The sequence below is a fragment of the Chromobacterium sp. genome (assembly GCF_041912965.1).
GTDB classification, from domain to species: domain Bacteria; phylum Pseudomonadota; class Gammaproteobacteria; order Burkholderiales; family Chromobacteriaceae; genus Chromobacterium; species Chromobacterium aquaticum.
The window spans coordinates 38,909-65,677 of record NZ_JAYSGF010000005.1 but is presented as its reverse complement, the minus strand read 5'-3'; the positions used below and the strand labels follow the sequence as shown (position 1 = coordinate 65,677).

Genomic DNA, 26,769 nt, shown 5'->3' with positions numbered 1-26,769 from the left:
AAAGAGGCAGAATATGAGCTTGTCCGATAAATTACCGCAAACCAGCGATCGTCACGCGATGATGCAGCGTTTCCGTTCCCGCGAAGCCTGGCATGTGATGAAGATTATGTCGGAGTTTGTCGATTCGGCCGAGGCCTTGCAAGGCATCATGCCGGCGGTGAGCATCTTTGGCAGCGCGCGCACGCCGCGCGACCACAAGTATTACAAATTGACCGAAGAAGTCGCGCGCCTGCTGTCGGATTCAGGCTTCTCCGTCGTGTCCGGCGGCGGCCCCGGCATCATGGAGGCCGCCAATAAGGGAGCATTCTACGGCAGAAGCCCGTCGGTGGCGTTGAATATCGTGCTGCCGCATGAACAGAAACCCAACGAATACCAAGACCTCAGCATCAAGTTCAATCATTTCTTCAGCCGCAAGGTCATGTTCGTCAAACATGCGATCGCCTATGTGGTGATGCCCGGCGGCTTCGGCACTCTGGATGAGATGTTCGAGGCGCTGACGCTGATCCAGACCGGCAAGAGCCGCAAGATCCCCATCATCCTGTGCTGTCGCGAGTTCTGGGAAGGCCTGCTGGACTGGGTTAAGGACCGGCTGATCAGCGAAGGCATGATCAATCCCGACGACATGAATCTGATCCAATTGATCGACGACCCGCGGCAAATCGTCGAAACTATCTTCAAACATTACGAAACCCGCGGTTTTGAAGCTCTGCCAGAAGAGCGCGAACAACTGCTGCACCTTTAAACTAAACTGATGACAATCAAGGACCACGCCATGCGCCGCCTGCTCGCCGCCCTCGCCCTGCTGCCCCTGACAGCCGCCTGGGCAGATACGCCCCCTCCCGCCAAAACCCCGGTGCCGCCGCCGCCCGCCATCAGCGAGCAGAACGCCGCCACCGCGGAACCGGAAGTGCGCATCATCCAGAAGGGCGAGGACAAGATCGAGGAATACCGGCTCAACGGCCATCTATACATGGTCAAGGTGACGCCGTCGCATGGCGTGTCCTACTACCTGATGGACGACAACGGCTCCGGCACCATGAAGCAAATCGATCCCGCCAACCGCATCATCATCCCACGCTGGGTGCTGATCCGGTTCTGACGAGGAAAGCCATGTCGGTTTACACCACGGTCGGCCACGACCAAATGCAGGAGTGGCTCAAGCGCTACACCTTGGGCCAATTGCTGGACTTGCAAGGCATTGCCTCCGGCATCACCAATACCAATTACTTTGTCACCACCACGCATGGCCGCTATGTGCTGACGCTGTTCGAAACGCTGAAGCCACAGGAACTGCCCTATTACCTGACGCTGATGAGTCACCTGGCGCGTCACGGCGTCGCCTGCCCGGCGCCGGTGGCGGATAGTACCGATCAGTTCTCCTCCATGCTGGCCGGCAAGCCAGCCTGCCTGGTTAGTTGTCTGCAAGGCGCCGATGTCGAACGTCCAAGCGCGGCCCAATGCCGCGCGGTCGGCGAGATGTTGGCGCAAATGCATATCGCCGGCGCCACCTTCCCCGGCAAGATGGACAATCCGCGCGGTCCGCGCTGGTGGAGCGCGACCGCGCCCCAGCTTTACTCCCGGATGCGCGCGGAAGATGCCGCCATGCTGCGCGAAGAGGTGCTGTTCCAGGACAACCATCGCTTTGACCATCTACCATCCGGCGTGATCCACGCCGACCTGTTCCGCGATAATGTGCTGCTGGACGGCGATCGCATCTCCGGCTTCATCGACTTCTACTATGCCTGCAACGACGTGCTGCTCTACGACCTGGCCATCGCGGTCAACGACTGGGCCCGCAACGATGACCACAGCATCGACGACCAGCGCGCAGCCGCGCTGCTCTCCGGTTACCAGTCGGAACGCGAGCTCACCGCGGAAGAGAAAAAAGCCTGGCCACTGATGCTGCGCGCCGCGGCGCTGCGCTTCTGGGTATCGCGTCTGCAGGATCTGTATTTTCCGATGAGCGGTGAGATGACTTACACCAAGGATCCTGGCGTTTTTCAGGCTGTACTTGTTTCGCACAGGACTCGCCTGCACTTTTGGGTATAAACCCTAGTAAGCCGTGAAATAGCGCACGTCATACAGCATTCACTTTGCTAAAGCCAATGCACTGTCTTATGATGCAGCTTGTAGTATCTCGCAAATATTCTTGTGCCCAACTTTTCGAATATATAAGGACTTTGTCATGTTGAAGAAAATTATGCTGATCGCTCTGGCTGGCGTGCTTTCTGCCCCGGTATTCGCTGCGGAAGAAGCCGCAGCCACCTCCGCTGCAGGCTCTAGCGCCGCGGGAACCACCTCGGCAGCTGCCGCTGGCGCCGCCGGCACCACTGCAGGCATTGCAGGTTTGAGCGTTGGCACTATTGCTGCTATCGGCGCAGCTGTTGCAGCTGCCGTAGCGGTCTCGAGCAACAGTGACTCCTCGACTAGCCACTCCGCGACCACTCATCACTAACAGTTCACCCATTTGGCCTGATTATCGCTTAGGCCATATGGACTTAGCTGTATTAATCAGGCAGTTTATCTTCGACAAGCAGAGATAGCTGCCTGATGTTTTATCCTATTAAAATTTTGGGCTATGCGGCACCCCGAAAAAGTACGCCCTCATAGCATCATAGAAAATTTAAATAATTCAAAATATTGTGTCAATTTCTCTTTCTTTGCGCAGCGGGATAATCAAAGGGGTTTTAATTAGTGGGGCATATTATTACGCGCCACACACTTTGGCTCAACCAAGTCTAAATGGTCAGCTTGGCTATATCAATATGCCATCCGCTGATGTTGGCCGCGATGGCTCCCTAAGCTTTGGTTTCAGCGCAGACAAGCCCTATGATACTCTCTGGACCTCGGCAACCATTCTACCTTTCCTACAGATTTCTGGCCGCTACATTTCCATTTCTGGCATTGCTGGATTTGACGACCAGCAATACGGAGGAGGGTATGGCAGCTATAAAGACAAAGCCATAGACACCAAGTGGCAGATATTTTCTGAAACCTCAAAGTGGCCCGCTGTATCTTATGGACGCACAGACATATTCGGCACTGCCTTGTGGCGAGGCAATTACATTGTTGCCAGCAAACATTTTCTGCCTAATCTAGAGGCTTCAATTGGCTTCGCCTCGGAACGCATCAACGGCCCTTTTGGCGGGGCCCGCTGGACTCCCCAGAGTTACCCTAACTGGTCATTAGTCGCAGAATACGACGCCAACAATTACCCTAAAGATTTTCGTGCCGCAGACACCTTTGCGCATCAGAGAAAAAAAGGCCCTGCTGCAGGCATAGAATACCGATGGGGTTGGCTAGGACTACAGCTAGCCAAACAGAATACTCACACTAGCCTAAACGCATCCATTGAAATCCCCCTCAATGAACGCGAGTTTGTGCCAAAAATCTCCGAGCCGGCCTACTTCTCAGGCAGCCCGGAAGTACCGCTCCGCCCCACTCTAAAACAGTGGCAAAGTGACACCAGCTATGGGCACCATTTGGTGTCGGCTCTCAGCCGCCAGGATTTCAAGAATATCCGCATTAGCGTTCAAGGCGACGAGTTGCTGCTAGAGCTCACCAATAGTCGTATTTCCAATGTAGGCCGCGCCGTTGGCCGCGCAGTGCGCACCGCCCTTTATTTTGCGCCGATAGAAACACGTAATATCCGCGTCGTATATACCAAACTGGAGCAACCTATCGTCACTTATAGTTTCTTTAACTTGACGGTACTGAACAACTACTTGCTGGGCAAAGTCGATCGGCAAACTTTTCTGGATAGCGTCTCGGTCAAGCCGGGCAGAGATGCTGAACTGGCAGAACGCTCGGCCGAGCAACTGGCCTCTACCATTCGAGATGGCATAAGCCTGGAGATCATGGCGGGCAAGGACGGCGACATTGTCCAAGTCAATGCGGAAGACAATGAAGCTAACCGCTTCCGTCTCGTTCCCAAAACCGGCATTTATTTCAATGATCCCAGCGGAGCATTCCGCTACGAAATTGCCGCCGCCGCTACTTACACCAAGAGACTTGGTAGCGGCTTATATCTGAACAGCGCCCTGAGCACCAATCTATACAATACCGTGTCCGGCGTTAAGCAGCCATCGAATAGCCTATTGCCCCATGTGCGTTCAGATGTTGCAGATTACAAAAAGACGAATACTCCCAAGCTCGATCGCCTGCTGCTAAACCAATATCTGACATTCGGCGCCAATACCTATGCTCGCGCCTCCGCGGGCATTTATGAGGAGATGTTCCGCGGTGCAGGCGGCCAAGTCTTGTACTTCCCGGAGACTAGGCACTGGGCAGTGGACCTGTCAGTCGATGCGTTGCAACAGCGGGATGTCAAAGGCTGGTTCGGCAAGCGCGACTATCAAACCGTTACGGCTCTCGCCGCCTTGCATTACCGCTTGCCGATGAATGTGACCGCCACCGTCCGTGCCGGGCGTTTTCTGGCCAAGGACATGGGCGCCCGCCTGGAAGTGAAACGACGCTTTCACTCTGGCATCGAGATCGGCGCTTGGTATACCAGCACCGATGGCAACGATATTACCTCCCCTGGCAAACCAAGCTCACCTTATAAAGACAAGGGCCTGTTCATCTCCATTCCTCTGAACAGTATGCTGACCTTGGACACTCAGGCTGTCGGCAATTTTTCCCTGTCACCATGGACCCGCGACGTCGGTCAAATGGTCATGTCGCCTGGCGACCTTTACGACATTCTCAGCGACCCACGCCATGATGTAGAGATGTATGATGGCCTCGGCAATTTTGCGGAACGTGCAGACGAGCTGAATCTGCCGGCGGTCAATCCGCCATTGCCAACCTTCCAGCCTTGGCCGGCCATACGTTTGCGTCTTGAGGATAGCCATCAGCAGTTTTCCCGTTTCGATGATAAAACCACTGCTTTGACGACTGCGGCCGGATTGACCCTAGCGGCGATGGTGCTAGACAAGCCGATGAATGATGCCATCGGCAAACGTCAAAACCTGCGCTTGCTGCGTAGCTGGAAACATATCGGCGATGCCGCTCCCCTCGCCGCGATCGGCCTGGCAGGCAGCGCTTTCGCCTTCGGTGATGAGCGATTGAGCAATACCGGCCTGATATCCCTCGAGTCCGCTGCACTAGCAAGTGCCGGTAGCATTGCACTCAAAGGTTTGGTCAATCGAGCTCGGCCCGACAGCAGCGATAGTCCATGGCAGAAGCAGGCTGCCGATGCCGCCCGCTTCCAAAGCAGCTTCACTTCCAATCATGCAGCTGCGTTATTTGGAGCGGTTACTCCGTTCGCCAAAGAGTATGACCAGCCTTGGCTCTATGGCTTGGCAGCAATCGGCGCACTGGGCAGGGTTGCCGGCAAGGAACATTGGCTGTCGGATGTCACCGCGGGCAGCCTGCTCGGCTATGCTTCCGGCGCCTGGCTATGGCAGGCGCAGCGAGATGAGTCCCGATATCGCACCTCGCTGATGCTTGGGCCTAATCAAGCCGGGATCCAAATTTCGAAATCATTAAACTGAATCACTATTGAATATGGTCTTATAAGCAATGAAAATCTTACAAAATATTTCAAGCGACATTTCCATCCGCGTGCTTGCGGGCATCTTCGCCCTCGGTGCTGCCTCGGCCCACGCAGCCCCAAATGGTAAATCCGCCGCCACAGGATTTTCGGAAACGATGATGCAGGGCTATGACAGCGACTCTTCATTCGGCATGCCCAATATAGCCAACCAGCAACCTCTTCCGAATCAGACACCACGTTTTGGCCAAGCATACCAAATGCGGCCTCCCAAGCTCCGCAAACAAGACGAGCAGGAACTTAGTCCATTTATTGAGTTTGTGCGGGTAGCAACCGGCAAGACCTTACCCATCTTTGGTAGTGATCTGTTCACCAATCCACCATCGACTTTTGCACCAACCGATGCGGCCCAGGTCAATCCTGATTATGTCATAGGGGTGGGCGATCAAATCCAGGTCAAGGGTTGGGGCATGGTCGATATAGACTTGACCTTGACCGTCGAACGCAATGGCACCGTCTACCTGCCCCGTGTCGGTTCGGTGGCAGTCGCCGGCGTCAAGTTCAAGGATTTGCAAGACACGCTGAAGAAAAGTGTCTCCCGCGTTTTCAATAATTTCGAACTCAGTGCCAGCCTGCTGCAAACACGCGCAGTGCAAGTCTATGTGGTCGGCAATGCCCAAGCGCCTGGCAGCTACACCTTGAGTGGAATGAGTACGCTGTTGAACGCACTGTTTGCCTCCGGCGGCCCCAACGATAATGGTTCGATGCGCAATATCCAGCTGATGCGCGATGGCAAGGCAGTCGGTACCCTCGACCTGTACAAGATTCTGGTCGATGGCGACAAGTCCACTGACTTGACTCTCCGTGATGGCGACGTCATTCACATCGCCCCAGCCAATAAGCGAGTCGCTCTGCTAGGCGACGTCAAACACCCCGCTGTTTATGAATTCTCTGCAGGGGAAAGCAGTGCAGACTTGTTGCGTTGGGCTGGCGGCCTTGAGTCCGCTGCAGAAGGCAAAGCATGGCGGCTGGAGAAAAATACTGACAATCAATTCACATTGCAATGGCAAGCCAGTCCAGACAATAGCAACATCAATGCCCCGGCGCTGAAACAGCTCAAGCTAGCTGCCAGCGATATCTTCCGGGTATTCTCTCCCAGCGCTCTACCCGTCGATGTCCGCCAAGAAACGGAGTTTGTTCGAGTCACAGGCGAAGCCAAACAAACCGGCACTTTCCAGCTACAAAAAGGCGAGACGCTGCGCGAACTGGTCATGCGCCTGGGCGGCACAACCGAATATGGCTATATCTTTGCCACCGCCTTGCAACGCGAAAGTATACGCAAAGAACAACAAGTCAAACTGGACGAAGTCGCCTCTCGTTTCGAGAAGGAACTGGAACAGACCGCCGCAGCCAGGCTCTCCAAGCAAACCGACAAAGACAATGTCACCGCCATCACCGCCGAAGTCGAGCGCCAGCGCAAGCTGGCCGAGAAAATGCGTACGATCAAGGCGGAAGGCCGAGTCGTGTTGGAACTCAGCGGAGCCGATGCCCAGGTCAAGGATCTGCCAGACCTGCCGTTGCAGAATGGCGACACCGTTACCATTCCACGCCGCCCCGGCACCGTCAATGTATTGGGAGCGGTCTATCAAAGCAATGCCTTCATCTATCGCCCACAACGCGCGGTCAAGGACTACCTTGATCTTGCAGGTGGCATTACCCAGACTGGCGATAAATCCGCAACCTATGTGCTGCGAGCGGATGGCACCGTAGCCAGCAACAATAACGCTGGTTGGTTCTCCAGCTTAGGCGGCAAACGCATCAATCCAGGCGACACCATCGTCGTGCCTGACGAAGTCGTCGTCAGCAGTTGGACCCAGTCCTTGAAAGAATGGACCTCGATTCTTTACCAGTTCGGCTTGGGTGCTGCCGGCCTTAAAGTCCTGAAATAAGCGATCGCGCCCTAACATCTGGAATTGATTATGTCCATGAATGAGAACACCACACTAGCAAGCAACACCCCGGAAGAGCTTAATCTTCTGGATATCATTCGGGTATTGGTGCAACAGAAATACTGGATCCTTGGCAGTACCGCTTGCCTAGGAGCCGCCGCGTTGTTAGTCAGCCTCTTGCTGCCACCCACGTTTACCTCTACCGCAAAAATCCTGCCGCCGCAACAACAGAGCGCAGGCATGAGTGCGCTGCTGGGGCAGCTAGGTGGTTTGGCCGGCATTGCCGGAGGTGCCTCTGGTTTAAAAAACCCAAACGACCTTTATATCGGCATGTTGCAAAGCAGGACCATAGCGGATAGCTTGATTCAGCAGTTCAAGCTGAAGCAGCGTTACCAAACGGAATCCATGGAGACCACCCGAAAAGAACTGCAAAATGCCAGCGCAATCAGTAGTAGCAAGGATGGCTTAATCACTATCCGCGTGGATGATGCCGAGCCCCAATTTGCCGCCAAACTAGCCAACGCCTACATCGAACAGTTGATAAAACTGAATCAAAACCTAGCCGTGACAGATGCGGCCAAGCGGCGCCTATTCTTCGAAAACCAGCTTAAGCAGACCAAGACACAGCTTGCCGAAGCGGAAACCGCATTGCGCAAAACCCAGGAACGCACCGGCATGATCCAGCCGGAGGGGCAGGTATCAGCCATCATGAACACCGTCACCCAAGTCAAAGCCAGTATCGCGGCTAAAGAGGTTCAGCTGGAAGCGATGCGTAGTTACGCCACCGAGCAGAACCCACTATACCTGCGCACTAGCCAAGAGCTTGCCGGCTTAAAAGCACAACTGGCCAAATTGGAAACCGGTAAAGAAAGCGCTGGTGATGTGATGGTGCCAACTGGCAAAGTGCCGCAGTCCGGGCTGGAATATCTGCGCCGCCTGCGCGATGTCAAATATCAGGAGACCATTTTCGAACTGCTCTCCAAGCAATACGAGTTGGCGCGTATAGAGGAAGCCAAGGACTCTTCCCAGATCCAGGTACTGGACAAAGCGGAAGTTCCCGAGTTGAGCAGCAAGCCCAAACGAGCACAGATCGCCATGCTGGGTCTCTTTGGCGGACTGGCGATAGGTATTCTGCTTGCCTTCCTGCGCGACCGTATAAGCTCGGCCAAACAATCCGGACGCTTACGCGAGTTTGCGCTGGCTCTCAAACAAGGCTGAGCCTCTTCAAACAAAAACACCACAGCTAAACTGTGGTGTTTTTTAATGATATTGAAGCCTCACGGCATCATCTGGACGCCATGGTCACCCGCCGCCTATACCCCATCCGGAACACGAAGCCCAGCACCAGCATGACCATCATGCAGGCCGCCAGGCTCAGCGGGCTACCCCAGGCCAGCGGCGCGATCAGGCCGGCCACCACGCTGGACATCATGGTCTGGAAGAAGCCTTGCAGCGACGAGGCGGTGCCGCGCAAGGACGGAAACTGGTCCATCAGGTTCAGGGTGATGGACGGCGCGGCGATCGACATGCCAGTGGTGTACAGCGCCAGCGGCAGCACCGCCCACGGCATCGCCACGGTCGGGGCTAGCAGGTTGTACAACAGGTTCCAGCCGGCGGCGATGAACATCACCACATAGCCGCGCGACACGATGTCCTTCTGCTCCACGCGTCCCGCCATCTTGCCGGACAGATAGGCGCCGAACATGATGCCGGATACCGCCGGGCCGAACATCCACAAGAACTGCCCCGGCCCCAGGTGCAAGTGCTGCATCAGGAATACCGGCGCCGATGGTATGTAAAGGAAAAAGCCGGCGAAATTGAAAGACACCGCCGCGGTCAGCAGTTGAAACTCGCGTTTGCGCCCCACCTGCCAGTAGTTGGCCAGCAGGTATTTGATCTTCAAGGGCTGGCGCGCCGATTCATGATGGGTTTCCGGCAAGGCGAACCAGCTCATCAGGAACAGCGCCAGGCCGATCAACGCCATGAACACGAAGATGGAATGCCAGCCAAAGGCGCCGAACAGCCAGCCGCCCACCACCGGCGCGATCGCCGGCGACAGGGAAAACAACATCGTCACTTGCGACATCAGCCGCTGAGCGTCGGCGCCGTCCAGCTTGTCGCGGATGATGGCCCGCCCCACAACCAGGCCGGCACCGCCGCAGAAGCCTTGCAGCGCGCGGAACAGCAACAGCTGGCCCAGGCTGTCCGCCAACGCGCAGCCTATTGACGCCAGACTGAACAGCAAGGTGGTGACCAGCACCACCGGACGGCGGCCCACCGCGTCCGAGATGGAGCCATGCCACAGCATCATCACCGCGTAAGACAATAGATATACCGTCAGCGCCTGCTGCATCTGCAGCGGCGTGACCGCCAGGCTCTGCCCGATCGCGCTCATCGCCGGCAAGAAAGTGTCGATCGAAAACGGCCCTAGCGTGGACAGGGCCGCCAATAGGATTGCCAGCCCGAAGTGGCTGCGTGTGGAGGCGTGCATGGCGAATAAATAACAATGAGAGTCAATGCATGGTAACGGTTGGGCCGGAACTTGCCAAACAAGACTGATTCAAATTAAACGCCATCGGTGCATATTGTGCTAGCCATAAGCCGCCACGCACGCTGGCGCCAATCGCGATTTCGTGCCACGATCAATTCGCTCCGCGCAAAGCCATAACAAGGAGATACCATGATCCGCCTCTACCATAATCCGCGCTGCTCCAAATCCAGGGAGGCGCTCAGCCTGCTGGAAAACGCCGGCGCGGAAGTCGAAGTCGTCGAGTACCTGAAACACCCGCCCAGCTACGAAGAGTTGGAGCGCCTGCTGGCGCTGCTGAACATGGAACCGCGCGACCTGATGCGCCAGAAAGAGGAAGAGTACGCCGAACTCTATCTGGACGACATCACACTGGAACCCAGACACCTGATTACCGCGATGGTGGACAATCCCAAGCTGATTGAGCGCCCCATCGCCGTCCGCGGCGAGCGCGCCGTGGTGGGACGGCCGCCGGAACGCGTGCTGCAGTTGCTGGACTAGCCGGCATTCCCACCCGCGCCCAGCCCCTCCGGCTGGGCATATTTATTTCCGCCACATCGGCTTTCAACGCAACCGTCCCATCTCCTTCTAAATTATCACTTGCGGAATAGTAACCCAAGTTACTAAAATAGCGTTCATGAATCCAACCAAGTCTTTTCAAACGCTAGAGCAGGCGGTCAATCGGATCGAAGCGCGTTTTCCAGGAGTGCCGCGCCAGGAGGTGATTCTGGCGCGCTTGCTGTACCACATCCTGCCGCGCCTGTCCGCTCACCTGTGCGACAAGCTCAAGCAGCACGGCCTCAACGAAACGGTATGGATGGCCCTGCTGGCGCTGTACGCCTGTCCGCAGCAGGCGCTCTACCCGTCTGAAATCAGCGATACGCTGGATTCATCACGCACCAACGCCACGCGCATTGCCGACGAACTCGTCAAAAACGGCTGGGCCGCGCGTTCGCCCAGCGCGGAAGATCGGCGCAAGATTCTGCTGGAACTGACGCCGAGCGGCGTTCAACTCGTGGAATCGCTGCTCCCCATCTCCCGAGAATGCCACCGCGAACTGTGGGCCGATTTCGACGCCGCGGAAAAACAAGAGTTCGAACGCCTATTGCGCAAGCTGCTCTGCAGCCTGGGCGGTTAAGGCCGCATACGCGGTTTTTTTCGTCCTAATAATAACTTAAGTGACTATCACATCATCAATCACTTCATCAATTGCTAATAAAGCAAGTGAACACGGGGAGACCCTCAAGGTGAAAAAGACTCAATGGCAGCACGGCGTCAGCGCCCTGCTGCTCAGCGCCCTATTGGGCGGCTGCGCGAGCTTCGGCCCCGACAGCGTCCCGGCCAGCCAGCTCAATGCCGAGCAACTGAGCCTGGCCAACAAGCAGGGCGGACAGCTCGCCAGCGACTGGTGGACCCAGTTGAATGACGCCGCTTTGAACCAGTTGGTGGCCCGCGCCTTGCAAGACGCGCCGTCGCTGAAGCTGGCCGAGGCCAGGCTGCGCCAGGCGCGCGCCGCCGTCGGTATTGTCGAAGGCAATAGCGGCCCCAAACTCGACTTCAGCGCCAATATGACCCAGCTGAATTACGAGTTCCCGGCGCCGATCTCGCGCGACTACGTCAACGCCTATACCGCGATGCTGATGGGCAGTTGGGAGTTCGACTTCTGGGGCAAGCACCGTGGCCAGATCGACGAGGCCGTCGGCCAGCAGACCGCGATCGCCTTCGAGGGCGCGCAAACCCGGTTGACGCTGACCCAGGCCGTCATCGCCCAATACACCCAATTGCAGCGGCTGCAGGCGCAAAGCGCGGTGCTGGCCAAGCGCATCCAGCTGGCGGAAAGCCGCCAGACGCTGACCCAGGCCCGCATCAACGCCGGCTTGCTGCCGGGCGACAATCAGCGCGGCAATGAAGTCTCGCTGCACCGCCTGCGTCAGCAGCAAAGCGCTCTGGCGCAAGACAGCGACCGCGCCCGCCACGCGCTGGCGGCGCTGACCGGCCAAGGCCCGGACGCCTTGCGCGATCTGCAGCCGGGCAAGGCGCTGACGGTGCCTGCCATGGATGCCGATGGCCTGAACGCCGATCTGTTGGGCAAGCGCCCGGACATCGCCGCCCAACGCGCGCGAGTGGAAGCCATGGCCGGCGCGGTCAAGGCCGCGCGCGCCGAGTTCTATCCCAATATCAAGCTGACCGCCTTCGCCGGCCAGACTTCGCTGGAATTCAACAAGCTGATGAATGGTGATTCCTCGTTCTGGGGCTTCATGCCGGCGATCAGCCTGCCAATTTTCCACTCCGGCGCGATCCAGGCCAATCTGGGCAAGCAACGGGCCAGCTATGACATGGCTGTGCTCAGCTACAACCAGACCGTGCTGGACGCGCTGCGCGACGCCGCCGACGCCGTCAGCGGCTGGCAGCAAAGCGGCAAGCAACTGGAACAGGCGCGTCAAGCACAGGACAGCAGCCTGCGCGCGGCGGACTCCGCCGGCGCCCGCTTCAAGGCCGGCATCATCAACAAGCTGAACCTGCTGGACGCTCAGGACAGCGCGCTGGCGCAACAATCCGCGCGCATCGACGCCGAAGCCGGCCGCAAACTGGCCTGGACCTCGCTGAACACCGCACTGGGTGGCGGCTTCACCGCTGCCCCCGCCACCCACTAGGACACCATCGTCATGGATAAGAAAACCAAAACCGCGCAAGGCCGCAAGCGCAATCTGATTGTCGCCACCACCTTGTTCGCCGCCATCGCCATCGCTTACGGCGCTTACTGGGCGCTGGTGCTCAGCCACGAGGAAAGCACCGACGACGCCTATGTCAGCGGCCACCTGGTGCAAGTCACCCCGGAAGTGGGCGGCACCGTCGCCAAAGTGCTGGTGGATGACACCCAGCACGTCAAGGCCGGCCAACTGCTGGTCAGCCTGGACAAGAACGACGCGCAGCTGAACTTCGACCGCGCCCGCAATGAGTTCGCTCAAGCCGTGCGTCAAACGCGCCAATTGATGAGCAATACCCAGCAACTGGCGGCCCAGGTCACCCTGCGCGAAACCGAGCTGGCCCGCGCCGATGCCGACCTGAAGCGCCGCAAGCAGCTAGCCGGCACCGATGCGCTGTCGGCGGAGGAGCTGGGCCACGCCAATGACGCCGTCGCCGCAGCCAAGGCCGCGCTGGAGGCCGCGCGCGAACAGCAGAAAGCCAGCGCCGCGCTGCTGGGCAAGGACGCGCTGGCGCAGCAGCCGGCGGTCAAATCCGCCGCCAGCCGGCTGAAGGAAGCCTGGCTCGCGTTGCAGCGCACCGAGATCAAGGCGCCGCTGGACGGAGCCGTCGCCCGCCGCAATGTACAGGTTGGCCAGCGCCTGGCCGCCGGCACCCCGCTGATGTCGGTGATTCCGCTGCAGAACCTGTGGGTGGACGCCAACTTCAAGGAAGGCCAACTGGCCAAGATCCGCATCGGCCAGCCGGTGGAACTGCAGTCCGACCTCTACGGCGGCAAGATCGTCTATCACGGCAAAGTGGTCGGCCTGTCCGCCGGCACCGGCAGCGCTTTCTCGCTGCTGCCGGCGCAGAACGCCACCGGCAACTGGATCAAGGTGGTGCAACGCGTGCCGGTGCGCATCCAGCTGGACCCGAAAGACCTGCAATCGCATCCGCTGCGTGTCGGCCTGTCCATGGACGTGGTGGTGGACACCTCCAGCAAGGATGGCAAGGCGGTGGCGGAAGCCCAGCCCTTCGTCGCCCATCAGGATGTCTCCGGCCAGTTGCCGGACCTGAAACAGGCCGATGAACTGGTGCGGACGCTGCTGGCGGCCAACGCGGGTGAAGGCAAGGCCGAATAAGGAGGCCGGACCATGAATCATCCACCATTGACCGGCTCCAAGCTGGTCTGGATCACGCTGGCGCTGTCGATGTCGGTGTTCATGCAAGTGCTGGACACCACCATCGCCAACGTGGCCTTGCCCACCATCTCGGGCAACCTCGGCGCCGCCACCAGCCAGGGCACCTGGGTGATCACCTCCTTCGGGGTGGCCAACGCCATCGCGGTGCCGCTGACCGGCTGGCTGGCCAAGCGCCTGGGCGAGGTGAAGCTGTTCACCGCCTCCACCCTGCTGTTCGTGCTCACCTCCTGGCTGTGCGGCATGTCCAACAGCCTGGAAATGCTGATTTTCTTCCGCGTGCTGCAAGGCGCGGTGGCCGGCCCGATGATTCCGCTGTCGCAAAGCCTGCTGTTGTCCTGCTACCCGCCGGAGAAGAAAGGCATGGCGCTGGCGCTATGGGCGATGACGGTGATCGTCGCGCCGGTGTTCGGCCCGATTCTGGGCGGCGTGATCAGCGACAACTGGCACTGGGGCTGGATTTTCTTCATCAACGTGCCGGTGGGACTGGCGGCGGCCTTCATTTCCTGGCGCATCCTCAAGCCGCGCGAAACCGACACCGTGGACCTGCCCATCGACCGCATCGGCCTGGCCTTGCTGGTGATCGGCGTCGGCGCGCTGCAAATGGTGCTGGACCGCGGCAAGGAGCTGGACTGGTTCAACTCCACCGAGGTGGTCACCCTGGCGGTGATCGCGGTGCTGGCGCTGGTCTATCTGGTGATCTGGGAGCTGGGCGAGAAACATCCCATCGTCGACCTGAGCCTGTTCAAGCAGCGCAACTTCACCGTCGGCACCGTCGCCATCAGCCTGGGCTTCATGCTCTACTTCGGCACCGTGGTGCTGCTGCCCCTGATGCTGCAGACCCAGATGGGCTATACCGCCACCTGGGCCGGCCTGGCCGCGGCCCCCATCGGGCTGATCCCGGTGGTGCTGTCGCCCATCATCGGCAAGTACGCGCAGCGGCTGGACATGCGCTGGGTGGTGACGGTGAGCTTCAGCGTGTACGCGATCTGCTTCTTCTGGCGCAGCACCTTCAACCCGCAGATGGACTTCGCCTACGTGGTGTGGCCGCAGGTGGTGCAAGGCATAGGCGTGGCCTGCTTCTTCATGCCGTTGACCACGATCACCCTGTCCGGCCTACATCCCAGCCAGATCGCCAGCGCGTCCAGCCTGTCCAACTTCCTGCGGATTCTGGCCGGCAGCATAGGCACCTCGATCACCACCACGATGTGGGACCGTCGCGAGGCGATGCACCACGCGCGCCTGACCGAGCATGTCAGCCTCTACGATCAGGCGTCCAACGCCTGGTTCCGGCTGCTGGACATGGCCGGCCTATCCTCCGGACAGCAGGCGGCGCTGACCTCGCTGCAGATCACCAAGCAGGGCTACATCATGGCGGCCAATGAGATTTTCTGGCTGTCCGGCGTGTTGTTCGTGCTGCTGATCGGCCTGGTGTGGTTCGCCAAGCCCCCGTTCACCGCTGCTGGCGGCGATAGCGGCGCGCATTGAGAACCTGTTCAAAGTCTCGCGAGCAAGAGCGATACAAGGCGAGAACGAGCGAAAAAGCGGAATGTACAAGTGGTACATGAGCATTTTGAGCTTGGTTTCAACGCCGTATCGCCGAAGCGCAGCAGACTTTGAACAGGTTCTAAGCAAGTCAAGTGGACCGGGCGGCAAGATCATTGCCGCCCGATTTTTTTATTCGCCGCGGAACACCGCCGCGCGCTTGTCCAGAAACGCCCGCATTCCTTCCTGCTGATCCCGCGATGAAAATAGCAGCTGGTATGCCTTGCGCTCCAGCATCAGCGCCGTCACCAACGGCGCATCGGCGCCGGCCAGCACCACCTCCTTGATCTGCGCCACCGCCAGCGGCGGCAAGGCCGCGATCTGCATCGCCAGTTCCAGCGCCCGCGTCTCCAGCACCTCGTCCGCCGCCACCTCGCTGACCAGGCCCATCGCCAGCGCCTCAGCCGCGCCGATGCGCTCGCCGGTCAGCAGCAGCTTCAGCGCGCGGAACTTTCCCACCGCGCGCAGCAAGCGCTGGGTGCCGCCAGCGCCCGGCATCACACCCACTTTGACTTCCGGCTGGCCAAACTGCGCCGATTCCGCGGCGACGATGATGTCGGCGTGCATCGCCAATTCGCAGCCGCCACCCAGCGCATAGCCCGCCACCGCCGCGATCACCGGCTGGGGGCAATCGGCTATCGCCTGCCACAGCTTATGCACTTGGCGCTGCATCAGTTCGATGCTGCCACAATCGGCCAGCTCCGCCAGGTCGGCTCCGGCGGCGAACGCGCGCCCAGCACCGCACAGCACCACCACCCGTATGTCGCGCTGTTCCGCCACCGCGTGGAAATGGCGCGCCAATTGCCGTCGCATCTCCAGGTTCAGGGCATTCAATGCCTGCGGACGATTCAAACGCAGCCGCGCCACACCGGGGGCCGGGTATTCCAACAACACCAGCTCGTCCATCAGCCCTCTCCCTCCACCCGTTCCAATATCAGCGCCACCCCCTGGCCGACGCCGACGCACATCGCGCACAAGGCCAGCCTATCGCCGCTGGCCTCCAATTGACGCAAGGCGGTCAACACCAGCCGCGCGCCGGAAGCGCCGAGCGGATGGCCGAGCGCGATGGCGCCGCCGTTGGGATTGACCCTGGCGTCGTCATCGGCCAGGCCCAATTGCCGCAATACCGCCAGCGATTGCGAGGCGAAGGCCTCGTTCAACTCGATCACATCCAGCTCCGCCACGCTCAGGCCCAAGCGCCGCAGCAGCTTTTCCGCCGCTGGCGCCGGCCCCATGCCCATGATGCGCGGCTCCAGCCCCACCGAGCACTGACCCAGAATCCGCGCCCTGGGGCGCAGGCCGTGACGCTTGATGCCAGCGCCGCTGGCCAACAGCAAGGCCGCCGCGCCGTCGTTGACGCCGGAGGCGTTGCCGGCGGTGACCGAGCCATCCGCCACCACGCCCTTGAGCCGCGCCAGATCCGCCAGCGTGGTGGTCGGCCGCGGGTGTTCGTCCTGGGCCACCCGTAGTGGCTCGCTCTTGCGCTGCGGCAGCTCCAGCGCCAGGATTTCCGCATTGAAAAAACCGCGCTCGCGCGCCGTGGCGTAACGCTGCTGGCTGCGCAACGCGAACGCGTCCTGATCGGCGCGGGAGATATTGAACTGGCGCGCGACGTTTTCCGCGGTTTCCGGCATCGAGTCGATGCCGAACTGGCGCTGGAAGGCCGGGTTGACGAAGCGCCAGCCTATGGTGCTGTCTTCCAGCCGCGCATTGCGCGCGAACGGGCCGTCGGCCTTGCCCAGCACAAAGGGCGCGCGCGACATGCTCTCCACGCCGCCGGCCAGCGCCAGGTCGGCCTCGCCTGCGGCGATCGCGCGCGCGGCGATGCCCACCGCGTCCAGGCCGGACGCGCACAAGCGGTTGACGGTGAGCGCCGGCACCGATTGCGGCAGGCCGGCCAGCAAGGTCGCCATCCGCGCCACATTGCGGTTGTCCTCGCCAGCCTGATTGGCGCAGCCCAGAATCACTTCGTCCAGGCAAGACCAGTCCAGCAACGGATGACGCCGCATCAGATCGGCGAGCGGCAAGGCCGCCAGATCGTCGGCGCGCACGCCGGAAAGCGCGCCGCCGTAGCGGCCGAATGGGGTGCGGATGCCATCGCAGATATAGGCATGGGACATGGTGCGACTCCTTATTGAATAAATTAAGAAGTGATTCAGCGCCTGCCGCGTTTCATCAGGCGTCACACGCCAAACATCGCTTCAGCATGATGCTCGGCCATCACGGCTTTCCCAGCCATGACGCCTTGCCTCGCGCGTGCTCGCTAAGCATTGGGCAGGTTCTTAAACAACGACGAGCGAAGCATCCGGGCCTCAAACCTTCACCTCGCTCCTGGCGCGCCTAGCGGTGCTGGAAACGAGGCGGCCGCTTGTCGAGAAAGGCCTGCATTCCTTCCCGCCGATCATCCAGCGCGAAACTGGCGTGGAAGGCGCGCCGCTCGAACAGCAGGCCCTCGGTCAGGCTGGATTCGAAAGCACGGTTCAAGGACTCCTTGATCAGCAGCAGCGCCGGCAGTGAATAGCCGGCCATCCGCGCGGCCAGCGTCTGCGCCGTCGCCAGCACTTCGGCGTCGGCCACCACCCGCGACACCAGGCCGGCCTGTTCCGCCTCGCGGGCGCTGTACAGCTCGCCGCTCAGGCACCACTCCATCGCCTTGGCCTTGCCGATCGCGCGCGGCAGCCGCTGGGTGCCGCCCATGCCGGGCAAGGTGCCCAGCTTGATTTCCGGTTGGCCGAAGCGGGCGGACTCGCCGGCGATGATCACATCGCACATCATCGCCAGCTCGCAGCCACCGCCTATCGCCAGACCGCGTACCGCCGCGATCAGCGGCTTGCGCACGCTGCGCGCGCGCTCCCAGTGCCGGCTCACGTAATCGTCGAGAAAGACCTGCTGATAGTCCCATTCGGCCATGCGACCGATGTCGGCGCCGGCGGCGAAGGCCTGCTCGGTGCCGGACAGCAGAATGACGCTGATGGCGGGGTCGCCGTCCGCCGCGTCCAGCGCGGCCTCCAGCTCCCGCATCAGTTCGGCGCTCAGCGCGTTGTGCCGCGCCGGCCGGTGAATTTCCAGATGGCAGATCCGCTCAGCGCGGTGCTCCCTCAGATACTCGCTCATGGTCAGTTCCCTCTCCACATCCATACACGCCGTGAAGAAACAACTGGCTGACAATGCGCGCCATGCCCGCCCTATCTATCGCGCCATCGGCGCGGAACCAGGTAAACGTCCAGTTCATCATGCCGAACAAGGTCATCGTCACCGGCTTGACCTGCGCCGCCGGCAGCTCCGGCCGCAGGCGGGCGATCAGTTCGGCGAACGCCGCCACCACCCCGGCCTGCTTGGCCTTCACCTGCTTCCGCTCCGTCTCGCCCAGGAATTTGACATCCTGCACCAACACCATGTGGTAATGGCGCGAGGACGCGTACTCTTCCATGAAACGCTCGATCAGCAGCCGCAAATGCGCGTCCGCCGGCAGGCCTTGCCGCGCCGCCGCGTCGACGATGCCGACCAGCTTATCCACATAGGTGTCGGCGATATCGAACAGCAGATGCGATTTGTCGCGATAGTAGTGATACAACAGCGGCTTGGACATGCCGCACAACTCAGCCAGCTGGGCTATCGAAGCACTGGGAAAACTCTGCTCGGCAAACAGCCTGGCCGCGTTTTCCAATATGTTTTGCTGCTGCGCCTCGTAATTGGGAGATTTTGTTCTGGCCATATCCGCATATCAGATTGAGTGAAAAGGCCAGACGCGGCAGCAACGAACCTCCCCGATGACTACGAACCACCGGGCAAAACCGGGGTTAACCGGGTTTTGCCGGCGGCTCTAGGCAAGCAACCGTCAACGCTCATCAAAACTGAGCACCACTTGCTGGGTTCGTGGCCGCGCCTGACAGGCGAGCACGAAGCCTTGTTCCACCTCGGCGGGTTCCAGGGCGAAATTCTTGTCCATGGACACCGCGCCGGACAGCACCTTGGCTCGGCAGGTGCAGCATACCCCACCTTGGCAAGAGTAAGGTAGGTCGACCCCGGCCGCGACCGCGGCCGCGAGTATGCGCTCGCCGGCACGCAGCGCCAGCTGCCGCTGCTGGCCGTCGATGATCACCGTGACGCTGGCCGCCGGGTTCTCCTCCTCCCGCGCCGGCGGCGGCGCCGCGCCGCGCACGGGTTCGCCGAAGCGCTCGCAATGGATACGGGACGCGGCCAGGCCGGCGCTCTCCAGACAGGCGCAGGCCTGGTCTATCATATCGTTGGGCCCGCAGACGAAGGCTTCATCGACCAGGCCTCGCGGCAGCAGCGCCGCCAACGCCCGCTGCAGCCGCGTCCGGTCCAGCCGGCCATGAAACAGCTCGGGTTGTTGCGCCTCGCGACTCAGGAAATGATGCACCGCCAGCCGCGCCGGATAGCTGGACTTCAGCGCCGCCAGTTCCTCGGCGAACAGAATGTCCTGCCGCCGCCGATTGCCGTAAAACAAAGTAAAGCGGCTGCGCGATTCGCGCCGCAACGTGGTCTTGATCAGGGACAACAAGGGCGTGATGCCGCTGCCGGCGGCGATGCCCAGATAATGCTTGCGCTGCGCCTCCGCCAGCGGCGTGAAAAAACGCCCCGTCGGCGGCATCGCCTCCACCCAGCGCCCCGGCTGCCAGCATTGGTGGACATGGCTGGAAAACACGCCGCCGTCCACTTTCTTCACCGCCACCCGCAGCCCATCCTCGTCGGCGTCGCCGCACAGCGAATAGGAGCGGCGCACCTCGGCGCCGTCGATATGCTCCCGAAACACCAGGTGCTGGCCCTGGGTAAAGTGGAATTGCGACTGCAGTTCGGCTGGCGGCTCCAGGGTCAGCACCACGGCGTCGGCGGTTTCCCTGCGCACATCGACAATGCGCAGGCGATGAAAAGCGAGTCTCATCCGGCCTCCTTGTTCAGATCGGTTTGAAATACTCGAACGGCTCCAGACACGCTTCGCAGCGATACAGCGCCTTGCAGGCGGTGGCCCCGAACTGGCTCAGCCGCCGGCTGCGGCGGCTGCCGCACCGTGGACACGCCGGCGATGCCGGCTGAAAGCGCAGGGGCTGCCAGTCCTTGCCGCCGACCTCCGCCGCGCCGCCCGGTTCCGGCGGCGCGATGCCGTAGCGACGTAACTTGTCGCGGCCGGCGGCACTGATCCAATCCGTGGTCCAGGGCGGGCTAAGCTGCGTGCGCAAGACCACCCGCGTTTCTCCGGCCCGGCCCAGCGCCTGGCGCACCGAGGCTGCGATCGCCTCGGTGGCCGGGCAGCCGGAATAGGTCGGCGTCAGCGTCACCTCCAGATCGCCGTCCACCCTGCGCACCCGGCGTACGATGCCCAGTTCGCACAGCGACACCACCGGCACTTCCGGATCCGGCACCCGCTCCAGCGCCCGCCAGGCCTGCGCCACCGTCAGCTCGCGCCTGGCCATCACCAGTTTCCGCCTGGATAGGCGCGCTGCAGAAACTGCATTTCCGCCAGCACATGCCCGAGGAATTCGCTATGCTCGCCGCGCTTGCCGCCGGAGCGGTACGCGCTGGCCTCGGGCCGCTGCAGCGTGGCTTGCGCCAGCACCGGCAGGATCAGCGCCTCCCACGCCGCCCGCAGCTGCCGCGCTGGCGGCGCGATGCCGTCAAGACGCCGCTCCAGCGCGTCGTCGTCGAACATCTCGGCCAGATATGGCCACCAATGCGCCAGCGCCTGCTGCATGCGCCGACGCGATTCATCGGTGCCGTCCCCCAGCCGCACCACCCATTCCGCCGCGTAACGCAGGTGGTAGCGGCTTTCCGCCAGCGCCTTGTCGGCGATCGCCGCCAGCCGCGCGTCACCGCCGCTGCGCAGCGCCTGCCACAGCGCCACTTGATAGCCGCTGAACAAGGCGATGCGCAGCACGGTCTGGCCGAAGTCGCCGTTAGGCAGCTCCGCCAGGGTCAGGTTGCGGTATTCGGGCGCATCGCGCAGAAAAGCCAGCGCGTCCTCGTCGCGGCCGCGCCCCTCCCATTCGCCGGCCAGGCCCAGCAACAGCCGCGCCTGGCCTATCAGGTCCAGCGCGATATTGCTCAGCGCGATATCGTCCTCCAGTTCCGGCGCGTGGCCGCACCATTCACCCAGACGTTGGCCCAGCAGCAATGCGCTGTCGCCCAGCCGCAATGCGTACTCGATCAAATCCTGGCTCACCTCCGCCGTTGCCGGCGTCTCCGCTTGCACGCGCATGCGCGTTCTCCTCACATATGGTTCACGGCTTCCGGCAGTTGGAAGAAAGTCGGCAAGCGATAAGGCTTGCTGGCCATCGGCTCGATAAACAGCCGGCGCTGCTCCGGCTCGCTGCAGCTCAACGCCGTGCTGGGCAGCGCCCAGACCGCGCCGGGCGGGAAGGCGCCGAAAGCGCTCTCGGCCTGCGTCAAGGCCTGCGGCGCCGACTCGGCCAGCAGGCTGGCGACGTGCAGGTGGTCCAGTCCCGGCTTGAATTGGATGAACAGCTCGAACTGCTGCGGTTCCGCCGCTTCCCGGACCACGACCGCCGGCATGCCGTTTTCCTGCAAGCTGCTGCTGAGCGCCACCCACAGGCTGACGCCTTCCTGGCGGCGGAAATAGACATCGCGGGCCAGCAGCAGCGCATGCCGCGCATCGCTGGCGTGCAAGCTGCTGGAATGCTTGTATTGCAAGGCGTGCCGGCCGAGGACGAAGACCTCGAAGCGGGGCCAGCCGGCGCTGGAACGATCAGACATGCGAGCTCCTGGTCAGGCGGCGGCGCGCGCCGCCTGCTTATCGGCGTGGGCGCGGGCGGCGGCGCGCACCCAGCCGCCCTCTTCATGCGCGCGCTGACGCGCGGCCATGCGTTCGCGGTTGCAGGGACCGTCGCCGGCCAGCACTCGCTTGAACTCCTCCCAGTCCGGCTCGCCGAAATCGTAATGCCCGCGCTCCGCGTTCCAGGCCAGCGCCGGGTCCGGCAGGCTGACGCCCAACACTTCGGCCTGCTGCACAATGGCGTCGACGAACTTCTGCCGCAGATCGTCATTGGAAATGCGCTTGATGCCCCATTGCATGCTGCTGGCGCTATGCACCGAATCCCGGTCCGGCGGGCCGAACATCATCAGCACCGGCCACCACCAGCGATTCACCGAACGCTGCACCATGGCGCGCTGCGCCTCGCTGCCGCCCATCATCGCCAGCAGCAGGTCGTAACCCTGGCGCTGGTGAAAGCTCTCTTCCTTGCAGATGCGCACCATCGCGCGGGCATACGGACCATAGGAGCAGCGGCACAGCGGAATCTGGTTCATGATCGCCGCGCCGTCCACCAACCAGCCTATGGTGCCGATATCGGCCCAGCACAGCGTCGGATAGTTGAAGATGCTGGAATACTTGGCCTGGCCGGACAGCAGCGCCGCCACCATCTCGTCGCGCGAAGCGCCCAGCGTTTCCGCCGCCGCGTACAGATAAAGGCCGTGGCCGCCCTCGTCCTGCACCTTGGCCAGCAGAATGGCCTTGCGCTTGAGCGTGGGCGCGCGCGTGATCCAGTTGCCCTCCGGCTGCATGCCGACGATTTCGGAATGCGCGTGCTGCGAAATCTGCCGCAGCAGGGTCTTGCGGTAAGCTTCCGGCATCCAGTCGCGCGCTTCGATCTTTTCATCGGCGTCCAGCTTGGCGTCGAACGCCTGCTGCCGCGGCGATGGCGCCGCTGTCGGCGCGCTGATGTCCGGCTGATCCAATGCTTGGGTATACATCGCCCCTCCTCCTTGATGAACGCCGCCAGGCCTCGCCGCCCGGCATGCGGTGACAACTCCCAATTAATTTACCGACCGTTCGATAAAGTAACAAGCGAAAATGCGACCCATGCGGCGAAGTTGTCAGCGCGGGCGCTTGTCCACCACCCGCCGCGCCTTGCCCACCGAACGCTCTATCGCCATCGGCTCCACCACCTGCACTGTGGTCGTCACGCCGACATGGCTCTTGATCCCGTGCTGCAACTGCCACGCCGCCAGCTGTTTGGCATCGTCGCGCGCCGGCCCGCTGGGTTCGCGCTCGACATAGACCACCAGTCGATCCAGATGGCCGTCCTTGCTCACCTCCAGATAGAAGTGCGGCGCCAAGCCTGGCTGCTGCAGGATCAACTCTTCGATCTGGGTGGGAAACACATTGACGCCGCGGATGATCAACATATCGTCGGAACGGCCGACGATCTTGCCGATGCGCCGCATCGAGCGGCTGCTGGGCGGCAGCAGCCGGGTCAGGTCGCGAGTGCGGTAGCGGATCACCGGCATCGCTTCCTTGGTCAGCGAGGTCAGCACCAATTCGCCCTCCTCGCCATCCGGCAGCACCTCGCCGCTGTGCGGATCGATGATTTCCGGGTAGAAGAAATCCTCCCAGATTACCGGGCCGTCCTTGCTTTCCACGCACTCGCTGGCCACGCCCGGCCCCATCACCTCGGACAGGCCGTAGATGTCCACCGCGTCGATGCCGGCGCGGCGCTCGATCTCCTGCCGCATCAGTCCGGTCCACGGCTCGGCGCCGAAGATGCCGACCTGCAGCGAGGAAAGCGCGGCGTCCATGCCCCGCCGTTCCATTTCATCGAGAATATTCAGCATATAGGACGGCGTGACCATGATGATGTCAGGGCGGAAATCCTGGATCAGCTGCACCTGGCGCTCGGTCTGGCCGCCGGACATCGGCACCACGGTGCAGCCCAGGCGTTCGGCGCCGTAATGCGCGCCCAGGCCGCCGGTGAACAGCCCATAGCCGTAAGCGATGTGCACCATGCTGCCGCGACGGCCGCCGGCGGCGCGGATGGAGCGCGCCACCACCGTGGCCCAGGCATCGATATCGCCGCGGGTATAGCCCACCACCGTGGGCTGGCCGGTGGTGCCGCTGCTGGCGTGGATGCGCGCCACCTGCTCGCGCGGCACCGCGAACAGACCGAACGGGTAGTTGTCGCGCAAATCCGCCTTGCTGGTGAAGGGAAAACGGGACAAATCCTCCAGCCGCCGCAACTGCTCGGGATGGACCTCGCGCTGTTCGCACTTGGCGCGGAAGTGGCCGACATTGTCGTAGGTATGCTGCAAAGACCAGCGCAAGCGCCGCAGTTGCAAGGCGGACAACTCATCGCGGCTGGCGGTTTCCATCGCGTCCAGTTCGCTGGACGACGGGCGGGGGGCGGGCATGGTGCTTCTCCTGTGTGATAGGGGCTGGCTCTGCGGCCATTTCCTGTTTAGAGCGGCGGACAAAACTCCTGATGCTGCGTTGCGCCGACTTGCCTCGGCCGTAAAACTGAGTTTTGTTAGCCACTCTGCGCGGCTGACAACGCTCCTGATACGGCATTGTGCCGACCTGCCTCGGCCGTAAAACTGGCTCTTGCTAGCCACTCTTGCCGGCTGATCCAATACCTTGTCCGAACCTCCTCTTGCTTAATCATCCGAGGCGGTGTCCCGCCTCACTCGGCGCGCGCGCCAATCCGGTGCGAGCGGCCGCGCAGCAAGGCCAGGGTTTCGTCGCGCTGATTGCTCAGCCTCACTTCGTAAAGGCCTTGCCGCCCGCCTTGGTGCAGGCATTCGGCCGTAGCGGTCACGCAGTCGCCGCCGCGCGCCGGCCGCAGATAATCCATGCTGATGGCGGCGCCGACGGCCTGCGGCCCCCAGGAATTGCAGGCGATGGCGAAGGCGGTGTCCGCCAGCGCGCACAGCAGCCCGCCGTGACACAGCAGAAAGCCGTTCAGCATATCGTCGCGCACCCGCATGCACAGCCGCGCGCGGCCCGGCCCCACGTCCAAAAGCTCCATGCCCAGGCTGGCCGATGCGCGGTCGCGGCTCAGCAGCGCCAACGCGCTTTGCTCGGCCTGGCGGCAGGCAAGCTCGTACTCAGTCATGGAAGCACCCTCCGGACAAGGCCAGCCGCCGCAGCAAGGGCGATACCCGGTAGCGTTCGTCGCCGTAATGCGCACACAGGGCATCCAGCGTCTGCGCGACGAAATCGTTGCCGAGGCGGTCCGCCCAGGCCAGCGGCCCGCAGGGATAAGCAGTGCCCAAACGCATGGCCAGGTCCACGCTGTCCGCCGTGGCCACGCCCTGCCCCACCGCGTCGGCCGCCTCGTTCGCCAGCATCGCCACGGTGCGCAGCACCGCCATGCCGGCGGCGTCATCCATCCGCGACGCCAGCAGGCCGGCCGCCTGCAACACGCCCTCCGCCCGCGCAGCCACTTCCGGCGCGGCCTGGTCCGCCACCGCCAGTGCCAACCACCGCACGTTGGCGTAATCCAAAGCCAGATCGAATACCGCCCAGCCGGCGTGGCCGCTGTCGGCCGCGCGGCGGGTCGCGCTGCGGCCATCCGACAGCGCCAGCCGCAAACTCTCCCATTCCAGCCAGCCTTGCGCCGGCCCCGGATTGCGCTCCACGCGCACGCCGCCGGCCTGCAGCCGCGCCAGCAGGGGTTCGGCCACGCCCAGCCCGCCGCGCACGCGCACGGCGGCGGGCGGCTCTTGCGGCGGTGCGGCCTCCGGTGTTGGCTTAGCCTGGCTGTAATCGTAGAAACCATGGCCGCTCTTGCGGCCCAGCCTGCCTGCCGCCAGCAGTTCCTGCTGCAACGGCGATGGCCGGAAGCGCGAGTCTTGCTGCATCGCCTGATATACCGACTGCGTGACCGCGAAATTCACGTCGTGGCCGATCAGGTCCATCAGCTCCAGCGGCCCCAGCGCGAAGCCGCCGGCCTCGCGCAGCAAGGCGTCCAGCGTCGCCGGCGCGCAAGCGCGCTCCTGCAGCAGCCGCAATGCTTCGGCGTAGAACGGCCTTGCCACCCGGTTGACGATGAAGCCGGGCGTGGACGCGGTCGCCACCGGCGTCTTGCCCCAGTCGCGCATCAGCGCGCACAGGCTGTCCGCCAATAACGGCGCGGTCGACAACCCGCTCACCACTTCCACCAGCTTCATCCGCGTGGCCGGATTGAAGAAATGCAGGCCCAGCATCCGCTGCGGATGGCGCAAGCCAGCCGCCAGCGCGGTGATCGACAGGGACGAGGTATTGGAAGCCAGCACCGTCTCGGCCGGCAGCACCTCCTCCAGCCGCCGCAACAGCTCCTGCTTGGCGTCCAGCCGCTCGACAATGGCCTCGATCGCCAAGGCCGCGTCGGCCAGTTCGGACAACTGCGCCACCGGCCGCAGCCGGCGGCGCGCGGCGTCCAGCCGTTCCGGCGTCCACTTGCCGGCCCGCACCAGGCCGGCCCAGTCGGCGGCGATCGCATCCGGCGCGGCGGCGGCTGCCGCCGCGTCCTGATCGTAGAGATACACTTGATGCCCTGCCGCCGCCGCCACCGCGGCGATGCCGCGCCCCATCGCGCCGGCGCCCATCACCGCCACGCGACTGTCTCGTGTCAGCGTCAT

The 26,769-nt window shown here is 62.2% G+C and carries 25 protein-coding genes; 12 read left to right on the top strand and 13 right to left on the bottom strand.

The window, feature by feature from the left end; genetic code table 11:
• Positions 1 to 13: 13 nt before the first annotated feature.
• The 7 genes from ACE3QM_RS04045 to ACE3QM_RS04015 all read left to right on the top strand — a co-directional run bounded on the left by ACE3QM_RS04045 (position 14) and on the right by ACE3QM_RS04015 (position 8,661).
• A complete protein-coding gene (locus ACE3QM_RS04045) occupies positions 14 to 742 on the top strand; it encodes a TIGR00730 family Rossman fold protein (protein ID WP_019101898.1) in 729 nt (242 codons plus the stop codon).
• Positions 743 to 772: 30 nt separating this feature from the next.
• Positions 773 to 1,099, top strand: coding sequence for a DUF2782 domain-containing protein (locus ACE3QM_RS04040; protein WP_048409659.1), 327 nt, complete (start codon positions 773 to 775; stop codon positions 1,097 to 1,099).
• A gap of 11 nt (positions 1,100 to 1,110) precedes the next feature.
• The gene (gene thrB / locus ACE3QM_RS04035; protein WP_374420412.1) at positions 1,111 to 2,049 is read left to right on the top strand and encodes a homoserine kinase; all 939 of its coding nucleotides are present in this window, start codon (positions 1,111 to 1,113) and stop codon (positions 2,047 to 2,049) included.
• A gap of 136 nt (positions 2,050 to 2,185) precedes the next feature.
• Entirely contained in the window at positions 2,186 to 2,455 is a 270-nt protein-coding gene (locus ACE3QM_RS04030) for a hypothetical protein (RefSeq protein WP_081554603.1), read from the top strand.
• A 187-nt stretch (positions 2,456 to 2,642) separates the two neighbouring features.
• On the top strand, positions 2,643 to 5,495 hold the full coding sequence (locus ACE3QM_RS04025; RefSeq protein WP_374420409.1) for a YjbH domain-containing protein: 2,853 nt from the start codon (positions 2,643 to 2,645) through the stop codon (positions 5,493 to 5,495).
• 28 nt (positions 5,496 to 5,523) lie between these two features.
• The gene (locus tag ACE3QM_RS04020) at positions 5,524 to 7,443 is read left to right on the top strand and encodes an SLBB domain-containing protein (RefSeq protein WP_374420407.1); all 1,920 of its coding nucleotides are present in this window, start codon (positions 5,524 to 5,526) and stop codon (positions 7,441 to 7,443) included.
• A gap of 36 nt (positions 7,444 to 7,479) precedes the next feature.
• A complete protein-coding gene (locus tag ACE3QM_RS04015; protein ID WP_374420405.1) occupies positions 7,480 to 8,661 on the top strand; it encodes a GumC family protein in 1,182 nt (393 codons plus the stop codon).
• A gap of 67 nt (positions 8,662 to 8,728) precedes the next feature.
• Here the strand turns inward: ACE3QM_RS04015 and ACE3QM_RS04010 are convergent, their stop codons facing one another.
• Positions 8,729 to 9,934, bottom strand: coding sequence for a multidrug effflux MFS transporter (locus ACE3QM_RS04010; RefSeq protein ID WP_374420402.1), 1,206 nt, complete (start codon positions 9,932 to 9,934; stop codon positions 8,729 to 8,731).
• Positions 9,935 to 10,123: 189 nt separating this feature from the next.
• On the opposite strand from ACE3QM_RS04010, the gene arsC reads away from it, so the two are divergent.
• The 5 genes from arsC (at position 10,124) to ACE3QM_RS03985 (ending at position 15,342) form a co-directional block, all read left to right on the top strand.
• Complete coding sequence (gene arsC / locus ACE3QM_RS04005) at positions 10,124 to 10,471, top strand: arsenate reductase (glutaredoxin) (RefSeq protein WP_048409387.1); 348 nt, start codon at positions 10,124 to 10,126, stop codon at positions 10,469 to 10,471.
• Positions 10,472 to 10,607: 136 nt separating this feature from the next.
• The gene (locus tag ACE3QM_RS04000; RefSeq protein WP_374420399.1) at positions 10,608 to 11,108 is read left to right on the top strand and encodes a MarR family transcriptional regulator; all 501 of its coding nucleotides are present in this window, start codon (positions 10,608 to 10,610) and stop codon (positions 11,106 to 11,108) included.
• A gap of 109 nt (positions 11,109 to 11,217) precedes the next feature.
• The gene (locus ACE3QM_RS03995; protein WP_374420397.1) at positions 11,218 to 12,624 is read left to right on the top strand and encodes an efflux transporter outer membrane subunit; all 1,407 of its coding nucleotides are present in this window, start codon (positions 11,218 to 11,220) and stop codon (positions 12,622 to 12,624) included.
• 12 nt (positions 12,625 to 12,636) lie between these two features.
• Positions 12,637 to 13,797 (top strand): EmrA/EmrK family multidrug efflux transporter periplasmic adaptor subunit, encoded by a 1,161-nt coding sequence (locus ACE3QM_RS03990; protein ID WP_374420395.1) that lies wholly within the window; start codon positions 12,637 to 12,639, stop codon positions 13,795 to 13,797.
• Positions 13,798 to 13,809: 12 nt separating this feature from the next.
• Positions 13,810 to 15,342 carry a DHA2 family efflux MFS transporter permease subunit gene (locus ACE3QM_RS03985; RefSeq protein WP_048409383.1) on the top strand — a complete coding sequence of 511 codons (1,533 nt, stop codon included), beginning with the start codon at positions 13,810 to 13,812 and terminating at the stop codon, positions 15,340 to 15,342.
• Positions 15,343 to 15,531: 189 nt separating this feature from the next.
• Here ACE3QM_RS03985 and ACE3QM_RS03980 read toward each other — a convergent pair whose 3' ends face one another.
• From ACE3QM_RS03980 to ACE3QM_RS03925, 12 genes are all read right to left on the bottom strand, one after another.
• The gene (locus tag ACE3QM_RS03980) at positions 15,532 to 16,305 is read right to left on the bottom strand and encodes an enoyl-CoA hydratase-related protein (RefSeq protein ID WP_374420392.1); all 774 of its coding nucleotides are present in this window, start codon (positions 16,303 to 16,305) and stop codon (positions 15,532 to 15,534) included.
• Positions 16,305 to 17,519: a 3-oxoadipyl-CoA thiolase gene (pcaF, locus tag ACE3QM_RS03975; RefSeq protein ID WP_374420390.1), complete on the bottom strand. Its 1,215-nt coding sequence runs from the start codon at positions 17,517 to 17,519 to the stop codon at positions 16,305 to 16,307. The genes ACE3QM_RS03980 and pcaF overlap by 1 nt, the downstream gene beginning before the upstream one ends.
• 220 nt (positions 17,520 to 17,739) lie before the next feature.
• Positions 17,740 to 18,513, bottom strand: coding sequence for an enoyl-CoA hydratase-related protein (locus ACE3QM_RS03970; RefSeq protein WP_374420388.1), 774 nt, complete (start codon positions 18,511 to 18,513; stop codon positions 17,740 to 17,742).
• Positions 18,482 to 19,114, bottom strand: a complete 633-nt coding sequence (locus tag ACE3QM_RS03965; RefSeq protein ID WP_048409379.1) for a TetR/AcrR family transcriptional regulator — start codon at positions 19,112 to 19,114, stop codon at positions 18,482 to 18,484. The genes ACE3QM_RS03970 and ACE3QM_RS03965 overlap by 32 nt, the downstream gene beginning before the upstream one ends.
• Positions 19,115 to 19,237: 123 nt before the next feature.
• Complete coding sequence (gene paaE / locus ACE3QM_RS03960) at positions 19,238 to 20,305, bottom strand: 1,2-phenylacetyl-CoA epoxidase subunit PaaE (protein WP_374420386.1); 1,068 nt, start codon at positions 20,303 to 20,305, stop codon at positions 19,238 to 19,240.
• A gap of 13 nt (positions 20,306 to 20,318) precedes the next feature.
• Positions 20,319 to 20,834 carry a 1,2-phenylacetyl-CoA epoxidase subunit PaaD gene (paaD, locus tag ACE3QM_RS03955; RefSeq protein ID WP_048409377.1) on the bottom strand — a complete coding sequence of 172 codons (516 nt, stop codon included), beginning with the start codon at positions 20,832 to 20,834 and terminating at the stop codon, positions 20,319 to 20,321.
• Complete coding sequence (gene paaC / locus ACE3QM_RS03950; RefSeq protein ID WP_374420384.1) at positions 20,834 to 21,616, bottom strand: 1,2-phenylacetyl-CoA epoxidase subunit PaaC; 783 nt, start codon at positions 21,614 to 21,616, stop codon at positions 20,834 to 20,836. Before paaC ends, paaD begins: the two co-directional genes overlap by 1 nt.
• Before the next feature lie 11 nt (positions 21,617 to 21,627).
• Positions 21,628 to 22,131 (bottom strand): hypothetical protein, encoded by a 504-nt coding sequence (locus ACE3QM_RS03945; RefSeq protein WP_374420382.1) that lies wholly within the window; start codon positions 22,129 to 22,131, stop codon positions 21,628 to 21,630.
• 12 nt (positions 22,132 to 22,143) lie between these two features.
• Positions 22,144 to 23,127: a 1,2-phenylacetyl-CoA epoxidase subunit PaaA gene (gene paaA, locus ACE3QM_RS03940; protein ID WP_374420380.1), complete on the bottom strand. Its 984-nt coding sequence runs from the start codon at positions 23,125 to 23,127 to the stop codon at positions 22,144 to 22,146.
• Between the two features lie 123 nt (positions 23,128 to 23,250).
• The gene (gene paaK, locus ACE3QM_RS03935; protein WP_374420378.1) at positions 23,251 to 24,561 is read right to left on the bottom strand and encodes a phenylacetate--CoA ligase PaaK; all 1,311 of its coding nucleotides are present in this window, start codon (positions 24,559 to 24,561) and stop codon (positions 23,251 to 23,253) included.
• Positions 24,562 to 24,830: 269 nt separating this feature from the next.
• On the bottom strand, positions 24,831 to 25,262 hold the full coding sequence (paaI, locus tag ACE3QM_RS03930) for a hydroxyphenylacetyl-CoA thioesterase PaaI (RefSeq protein WP_374420376.1): 432 nt from the start codon (positions 25,260 to 25,262) through the stop codon (positions 24,831 to 24,833).
• Positions 25,255 to 26,769 (bottom strand): 3-hydroxyacyl-CoA dehydrogenase, encoded by a 1,515-nt coding sequence (locus ACE3QM_RS03925; protein WP_374420374.1) that lies wholly within the window; start codon positions 26,767 to 26,769, stop codon positions 25,255 to 25,257. The genes paaI and ACE3QM_RS03925 overlap by 8 nt, the downstream gene beginning before the upstream one ends.